This is a genomic window from Stenotrophomonas sp. YJH_SMC_110, from assembly GCF_059369255.1.
This window is the reverse complement of the sequence record NZ_JCAFSM010000002.1, coordinates 526,775-534,363: the sequence shown is the minus strand read 5'-3', so window position 1 is coordinate 534,363 and position 7,589 is coordinate 526,775. Positions and strand designations below refer to the sequence as shown.

General features: G+C 62.0%; 5 protein-coding genes and 1 pseudogene. 3 read left to right on the top strand and 3 right to left on the bottom strand.

What is annotated here, in order from left to right; translation table 11 throughout:
- The 3 genes and pseudogenes from AC5P6H_RS07095 to AC5P6H_RS07085 form a co-directional block, all read right to left on the bottom strand.
- A pseudogene (locus AC5P6H_RS07095) lies at positions 1-219 on the bottom strand (hypothetical protein); the annotation flags it as partial.
- Positions 220-289: 70 nt separating this feature from the next.
- The gene (locus AC5P6H_RS07090) at positions 290-697 is read right to left on the bottom strand and encodes a hypothetical protein (protein ID WP_495202427.1); all 408 of its coding nucleotides are present in this window, start codon (positions 695-697) and stop codon (positions 290-292) included.
- 487 nt (positions 698-1,184) lie between these two features.
- Entirely contained in the window at positions 1,185-1,532 is a 348-nt protein-coding gene (locus tag AC5P6H_RS07085; protein WP_014037677.1) for a winged helix-turn-helix transcriptional regulator, read from the bottom strand.
- A 102-nt stretch (positions 1,533-1,634) separates the two neighbouring features.
- Between AC5P6H_RS07085 and acuI the strand changes: the two genes are divergently transcribed.
- From acuI to AC5P6H_RS07070, 3 genes are all read left to right on the top strand, one after another.
- Complete coding sequence (gene acuI, locus AC5P6H_RS07080; RefSeq protein WP_049442489.1) at positions 1,635-2,624, top strand: acrylyl-CoA reductase (NADPH); 990 nt, start codon at positions 1,635-1,637, stop codon at positions 2,622-2,624.
- A gap of 150 nt (positions 2,625-2,774) precedes the next feature.
- The gene (locus tag AC5P6H_RS07075; protein WP_495202426.1) at positions 2,775-5,528 is read left to right on the top strand and encodes a UvrD-helicase domain-containing protein; all 2,754 of its coding nucleotides are present in this window, start codon (positions 2,775-2,777) and stop codon (positions 5,526-5,528) included.
- Between the two features lie 807 nt (positions 5,529-6,335).
- Positions 6,336-7,556 (top strand): tyrosine-type recombinase/integrase, encoded by a 1,221-nt coding sequence (locus tag AC5P6H_RS07070; RefSeq protein WP_180870653.1) that lies wholly within the window; start codon positions 6,336-6,338, stop codon positions 7,554-7,556.
- The last annotated feature ends 33 nt before the right edge of the window (positions 7,557-7,589 follow it).

Below are 7,589 nucleotides of genomic sequence, written 5' to 3'. Positions count from 1 at the left end.
GTTGGCCGGAATGCGGAAAGTGTTCGGCCCGAGCTTCACGTCCACGGGCGCATCGGTATAGGTGTGGCCGTTGATCGTGCGGCCGGTCTGCGTTGCGCCGGACATGGCGGGATTCCTTTCGTGTTCGGTGGACGGCGGCCGTGCACACGCGCTGGCACTCGTTGCGACGGCGAGTGCAAGCGTCAGGCAACGGCTCGGGGACATCACGTGCATGGGCATTCCATTGCAGGGTTCCAGCGCCACTATAGGGAGCCGGGCGTCAACGGAACAGGAACCGCGTCGCAGCCCTTCACGGCACCAGGCAGCGTTCCACCTGCAGCGACAACGCCTGGCAGGCGTTGAACAGACCTTCGACCACGGCGGCGGAGGGACAGCAGGCGGGATCGTCGTTCTCCCGTGCCACATGCGCAGCGTGCAGCACCGCAGTCAACGCCGCGATGCCCGAAACGCTGCGGGTCGCCAGGGCCATGTCGAAGGCGCGGCCGCGGCTCAGGCACATTTCACTCCAGGCCTCGCCATCGGCGCGCAGGTTCCTGCCGTGGCCTTTCAGGTGTGCAAAGAATGCCGATGGGGTGACGAACTCGGCGGATTCGCGGAGCGCGTCCTCCAGCGTTTCGGCCAAGGCAGCGGGAAGATCAAGTACGGCGGCACCCAGCAGCGCGTGCAGGCGGGGATGGTCGGGAAGACGTTCGGGCATGACGGCAACCTCACGATGTGGCCACCTGCAGATGCAAGGTGGCGGACGGTGCGGGTTGGCGTGCCGGATACGTAGTACGAAAGCCGACGGGCCCTAAGACCCCCACGCACCATCCGCCATGAACTGACAGAAGGTGCATTGTCGTGATCGCAACATACGTTGCAACTACGACGCCTTGTACTACGTAAGTTCGGGACGCCAATCCCGGCCACGGCGAATGCCTTGGCGCGGCCATGGTTACCGCCCTGAACCGGCGGTGGAAAGCAGGGAAATCCTGATCGATCACGTCGCTACGTTGGTTGCGTCAGTGGATGTCGAGTTGTCCATTGACTGGCGTTCTTCGCCAGCAGGCGACTCCAATCGACGCGTACTTTCCGGACGCCCTGTCCAGCCGTATACGACATGCGCGCTGCCGGTGCCAAAGACCCGCCGCTGGCTGTGGGCGTTCGCGAAACCCGCATGCGGCAAGCGCAACGCCGCTCAGCCTTCAGCTATCGCCTTGGGTGCTCTGATAGCCACGATAGGTTTCACCCCACTCGCGCATGGCCAGCAGCACCGGTACCAGCGTGCGCCCGAACTCGGACAGCTCGTATTCCACTTTCGGCGGCACTTCCGGGTACACGTGGCGGATCACCACGCCATCGGCTTCCAGTTCACGCAGCTGGCTGGTGAGCATGGACTGGGTGGCATTGGGCACCCGTCGCGTCAATTCCATGAAACGCCGCTTGCCGGTCATCAGGTGAAACAAAATGATCGGCTTCCACACGCCGCCGATCACCGACAGCGTGACTTCCACCGCGCAACCGCTCTTGCCATCCCAACGCTTGCTACGCATGCATACTCCGGAAAACCATAGTACCTACGGGAAATCGTCGTTCTTGTTGCGATAACGGTGCGAGCCTAGCATGGGGCCATCCACTGAACGTGAGCCCCCACCATGAGTTTCAAGGCACTGCTGACCCGCAAGACGAACGACGGCGTATCCACGGAACTGGTCGATTTCAATGAAGCCGACCTGGTGGACGGCGACGTCCTGGTACAGGTCGAGTACTCCACGCTCAACTACAAGGATGCGCTTGCCCTCACCGGCAAGAGTCCGGTCATCCGGACGTTCCCGCTCATTCCCGGCATCGATCTGGCAGGCGTGGTGCTGGAATCCAGCAGGGCCGACTTCAAGCCAGGCGACCGCGTCGTGCTCAATGGCTGGGACCTGAGCATGGGCCACCACGGCGGCCTGGCACAGCGCGCCCGCGTACGCGGCGAATGGCTCAACCGGATTCCCGGCAACCTGAGCACCCGCGACGCCATGGCCATCGGCACCGCTGGCTATACCGCGATGCTGTGCGTGCTGGCCCTGGAGCATGCAGGGGTGACGCCTGCACAGGGCGATGTGCTGGTTACCGGTGCCAACGGCGGCGTCGGCTCGATTGCGGTGGCGATCCTTTCAAAGCTGGGTTATCGCGTGGTGGCCGCCACCGGGCGGCCGGAGCACGCCGAGTATCTGCACAACCTGGGTGCGGCCGAGATCATCGATCGTGCGCAGCTCTCGGAGCCGCGCGCGCGGCCGGTGAGTGCCGAGCGATGGGCCGGCGTGGTGGATGTGGCCGGCGGCCCAACGCTGGTCAATGCCATCGCCGAAACGAAGTACCGCGGTGCCGTGGCCGCCTGTGGCCTGGCCCAGAGCGATGCACTGCACGGCTCGGTGCTGCCCTTCATCCTGCGCAATGTGACCCTTGCGGGCGTGGATTCGGTGAATGCCCCACAAGAGGTTCGCCAGCGCGCCTGGGATCGGCTCGCGACCGACCTGGACCCGCAGAAGCTGGAAAGCACCGTGCAGCAGATCGGCCTCGCCGAGGTGCTGGATGTCTATGAGCAGATCATCCCCGGCAAGGTGCGTGGCCGCATTGTCGTGGATGTGAACGCCTGACGCCTGCCGCGCCGGCGAGGGTGCAATGCCATCGCTGGCGCGCGTGCGCGAGTGACCGGAATCCCAGCGCGCCATGCCAAGCCGCCTTATCATGGGGCGGCAAGGGCACTTTACGCCCGGTGACGTACGCAAGGCAGTATCTGGATGTCTATGGAATGGCGCCCCTCGGGCTGGGGCCAGCGTGTGACCCGCTCGCCGGACTGGCAGTTGCAGCTGGATGGCGAACAGCTCGCGCTTTTGATCGACGGCAGGCAGTACCGCCAGCAGGTGGCGAACGAACACAGCGTGCGGGTCGTTCGCGGCGTGCTCTGGTCCCGGGTCGAACTGACGACCGAGCACGGTGAAGCACTGTCCGTGGATGGGCTGCCCAACAGCCAGGGCTCCCGGCTTGCGGCTGCCGTGCAGCATATGCTTTTCGCGCGCTCCAGGCGTGGGCGCAAAGCACTGTTTGAGCGCGCTCTGGCGGAGATCCAGGCGTGGCTGGCCGAAGCAGACGCGCTTACCGACCGAGGCACCACCGGACGCCGCTGGATCACCCACGAACAGCAGCAGGCGTTGCTGGCCGACCGCCCCGCCCTGCCCCTGCCGCCCGCCGAGCTGGAGCAGCTGTTCCTCGACGAGGAGGTGCACGACGACCTGCACGCGCCCGGCCACCGCATGGCGCTGGACGCCCTGCACGACTGGCAGCTGGATTGGCCCGCCGTCTGGGCCGAGGCCAACGCGACCATGGCAGAGCGCGAGCGGGTGCTGGCCAAGGACTTCCTGGACCGGGTCGAGAGCAAGCCCCTGACCGAGGAACAAGCCCACGCCGTCATCTGCTTCGACAACCGGGTACAGGTCGTGGCCGCGGCCGGCTCTGGGAAAACCTCCACAATGGTCGCCAAGGCCGCTTATGCCATCGACCGCGGCTTTGTCGAACCCGAACGGATCGTGATGCTCGCCTTCAACAAGGACGCCGCCCAGGAGCTGGAGGAGCGCGCGCAGCGATGCTTCGACCGGCTCGGCATGGGCGACACCGTGGTGGAAGCCCGGACTTTCCACGCCCTGGGCCTGTCCATCATCGCCAAAGCCACAGGGCGCAAGCCGGATATCCCGGAATGGGCGGTCGACGCGACGCTGGGCTTCAACAAGCTGGCCGAACTGGTGGACGACCTGAAGGACCGCTCGACCCATTTCCGCACCCAGTGGGACATGTTCCGCCTGGTGTTCGGGCGCGACCTGCCGCCGTTCGGTGCCGACATGATGGCCGATGGTTACGACCGCGATGGCACGCCCTACATCCGCACCCTGAAGGGTGAGCGGGTGAAGAGCCTGGAGGAGTGCGTCATCGCCGATTGGCTGTTCTACAACGGCGTGGCGTACGACTACGAGCGGCGCTACGAATTCGATACCGCGACAGACACCCATCGCCAGTATCGCCCGGACTTTTACTATCCGGACGCCCAGCTGTATCACGAGCACTTTGCGCTGGATGCCGATGGCCAGCCGCCGAAGCACTTTGCCAACTACAGCGAAGGGATGCACTGGAAGCGCCAGCAGCATGTGGCGCGCGGCACCGCTCTGGTCGAGACGACGTCGTTTGGCCTGCGCAGTGGACAGGCCCTGCAGCATCTTGCCGAGCGGCTTGGCGCGTCTGATGTCGAGCTCGACCCGAACCCGGACCGCGAGCTGCCTGATCAAGGCGCCAAGCCGATGCCGGACGCAGACCTGATTGGCCTGATGCGCACCTTCATTGCCCATGCCAAGAGCAACTGCCTGACACTGGACGATATGGCGGCGCGCCTGCGGCAGATGCCCGAGGATCAGTTCAAGGAACGCTACCGGCGCTTCCTGGAGATCGCCGGGCCGGTTTTCCAGGCCTGGGACAACGCACTGGCTGACGAGCGCAGCATCGACTTCGAAGACATGCTCAACATGGCGGCCGGGCTGCTGGAACAGGGCCACTATGAATCGCCCTACGAACTGGTGATGGCCGACGAATTCCAGGACGCATCGCGCGCCCGCGCGCGCCTCTGCCGTGCCCTGGTCAGCCAACCGGGCCGCCATCTGTTTGCGGTGGGCGATGACTGGCAATCGATCAATCGCTTCGCTGGCGCCGACGTTGCGGTGATGACTGGATTCCGCGAATGGATGGGCCATGGCCAGGTGCTGAAACTGGAGCAGACGTTCCGCTGCCCACAGGCGCTGTGTGATGTGTCCAGCCGCTTCATCAGCCGCAACCCCGTGCAGATCGCCAAAAACGTTCGCTCTGCTGCGCCGGCAATGCGCCCGGTGCTGCAGGCGTTCCAGATGAACCGGCGCGAGGAGGTGCAGGATGGCGTTCGCCAATACCTTGCGAGGCTGCACCAGCAACTGTTGTCAGGTGCAGTGCCGCAGGGCCGCACCGGGCGCGTGACGGTCTTTGTTCTGGGGCGGTATCGCGCGGATCGCGGTGCGATGCCTTCGGATTGGAAGACGGCCTTCGGCAGCACGATGGACGTCGAGTTCCTTACCGCACATCGATCGAAGGGGCGCGAGGCGGACTACGTGATCCTGCCGGGCATGATCAACCGCAGCTTCCCGAGCCTGCGCGCGGATGACCCGGTGCTTTCGCTGGCAATGCCGGACGGCGATACCTATCCGCTGAGCGAAGAACGGCGCCTGTTCTATGTCGCGCTGACGCGTGCGCGACGGTCGGTCGCGATGTTCACCCTGCAGGGCAAGCACTCGCCATTCCTGGATGAGCTGGTGAAGGACGGGGCAGTGGAAGTAACCGCGATTTCAGGCGCGGCCATCCACGATGAGCGCTGCCCGGTGTGCAAGGTGGGCGTATTCGTGGACCGGAATGGGCCACATGGGGCTTTCCGGTCGTGCTCGAGTTACCCGTTGTGCCACAACAAGCCAACAGGTGGGCGTCGGGGCTGAATGCCGCTCCCTCCACATATGCCTGCCTGCATCAGGGCACATAGGCACCGTCTCGGTTTCGCCCCCGGCACGATGCGCGCCATGGCGTTTCCGGAAACGAAAAAGCCCCGGCAGGACCGAGGCTTTTGTCTGGAGGGTGGCAAGGTTGCAGGGTATCGCAAGGTCCCCACACGTCCCCGCCGCGCCCTGCTACGGGATAATGCAGCCGTTCAGACGCAGGCATTGCATATAGTTGCGGGTACAGATACTCAAGTTTGTACCTGACGCCTCGCACGCAATGTATTGGACCTCGCAGACGGAACAGGGGCCAGGGGCTTTCGCCGTGGCGCTGCTGATTCCAAAGGTCAACGCACAGGCCGCAACAGCAACAGAAAGCTTGAATCCAATCTTCATGCCATGACTCCGTTGGTCGCCCTCCTTGGGCATCCGAAGCCTAGCGCGGGTGCCGGGTGCATTCAAATTTCCCGGCGCGAACGTTTGTGCACTTGAAATGATTACCGCCCTTGAATGAAGCAGTTCCCTGTTGTCAGAGGAATGCACCGGTTTATTCGTTCAACTGACCCTCGCGACCGGATGGCTGGCCAGCAAGGGCCGTAGCAACAAAAAAGCCCCTGTTCCCAGGGGCTCTTTGAAACAACTGGCGGAGAGAGTGGCAGACGAACAAAATCTATGTTTAAAGTCTGAACATCCCAAATGACCAATAAAACCACATAAATTCAATGATTTATTGCAAATGAATTTTGCCATCTACAGTGGCCAACAAATCAAGGTGTCTCTACAATGATGGGAACAAAGTAGGGAACATCAATGAAGCTCACCGTTCCGTTCATAGGCAAAGCTCCCCCCGGCAGACATGGTGACGGTGGCGGACTCTATCTGCTCGTAAAGCCGGGCGGACGAAAGACATGGGTGTTCCGATATCGCGACAGAACAACAGGAAAGCAACGTGACAAGGGCCTAGGCCCTTACCCGGACGTCAAGCTAGCTGAAGCTCGGGAGCTTGCTGCCAACTGCCGCTCACAACTCCGGCTGGACATCGACCCAATTGCGTCCAGAAGGGCTGCCCGAGAGCATGCCAAGGCAGAGCAAGGCAGAATGCTGACCTTTGGTGAGTGCGCCAAACGATTCATTGCTGCCAACAAGCCGTCTTGGCGAAACGCAAAGCACGCTGACCAGTGGCATTCGACCATCGAAACCTACTGCAGCACACTTCTCAAACTTCCCGTATCTGAAGTCGACACTAATCACGTATACAGCGCTCTTTACGCCATATGGGAAAGCAAGACAGAGACAGCTACAAGATTACGTGGACGCATTGAGCGAATTCTGGACTGGGCCAGCGTCAACAAACTTCGCTCAGGCGACAACCCAGCAAGATGGAAGGGAAATCTTCAGCACTTGCTCCCTCCACCCGAGCCACTCAAGAAGGTCGAGCATCGCCCTGCACTCCCTTATACGGAAGTGCCTGATTTCATGAAGAAGCTCCAGCAACGGAAGGAACTGTCAGCACTTGCCTTGCAATTTCAAGTCCTGACAGCCACACGCCCTGGGGAAGCAACAGGCGCCAAGTGGGAAGAAATTGATTGGAAACAGAAGCTCTGGACAGTGCCGCCAAGCCGAACCAAAAACAAGAAAGAACACGAAGTCCCGCTAAGCGACCAAGCTATAGCACTTCTGAAAAAGATACCGAACGGAGGAAAGCCCCACCTATTCCCCGGGAAGGCGAACAGGCCAATCGTTACCGCATCGACCTTAAAGGTTCTTCGAACGATTCCTGGCGGCGAAGATGCCACTTGCCACGGGTTTCGCAGCTCGTTCCGCGACTGGGCAGCAGACAAGACAAATCACGAGCGGGACATCATCGAGATGTCCCTTGCGCACAAAGTAGTGGGAAAAGTCGAGGCCGCTTATCTACGGACCAAGATGCTTGAAAAGCGAGCAGCATTGATGGCGGACTGGGGAGACTATTGCCTCAAAATCAGAGCCAGGCAAAAGCGCAATGCCCGCATGGGCACCGCAGACCCCTAAGCGTTGAAGTTGTCAGGTTGCCAAACTTGTAGC

Coding starts and splice junctions, on each gene's coding strand:
- AC5P6H_RS07090 (WP_495202427.1), bottom strand. CDS start 697: ATGCCCGAACGTCTTCCCGACCATCCCCGCCTGCACGCGCTGCTGGGT.
- AC5P6H_RS07085 (WP_014037677.1), bottom strand. CDS start 1,532: ATGCGTAGCAAGCGTTGGGATGGCAAGAGCGGTTGCGCGGTGGAAGTC.
- AC5P6H_RS07075 (WP_495202426.1), top strand. CDS start 2,775: ATGGAATGGCGCCCCTCGGGCTGGGGCCAGCGTGTGACCCGCTCGCCG.
- AC5P6H_RS07070 (WP_180870653.1), top strand. CDS start 6,336: ATGAAGCTCACCGTTCCGTTCATAGGCAAAGCTCCCCCCGGCAGACAT.
- acuI (WP_049442489.1), top strand. CDS start 1,635: ATGAGTTTCAAGGCACTGCTGACCCGCAAGACGAACGACGGCGTATCC.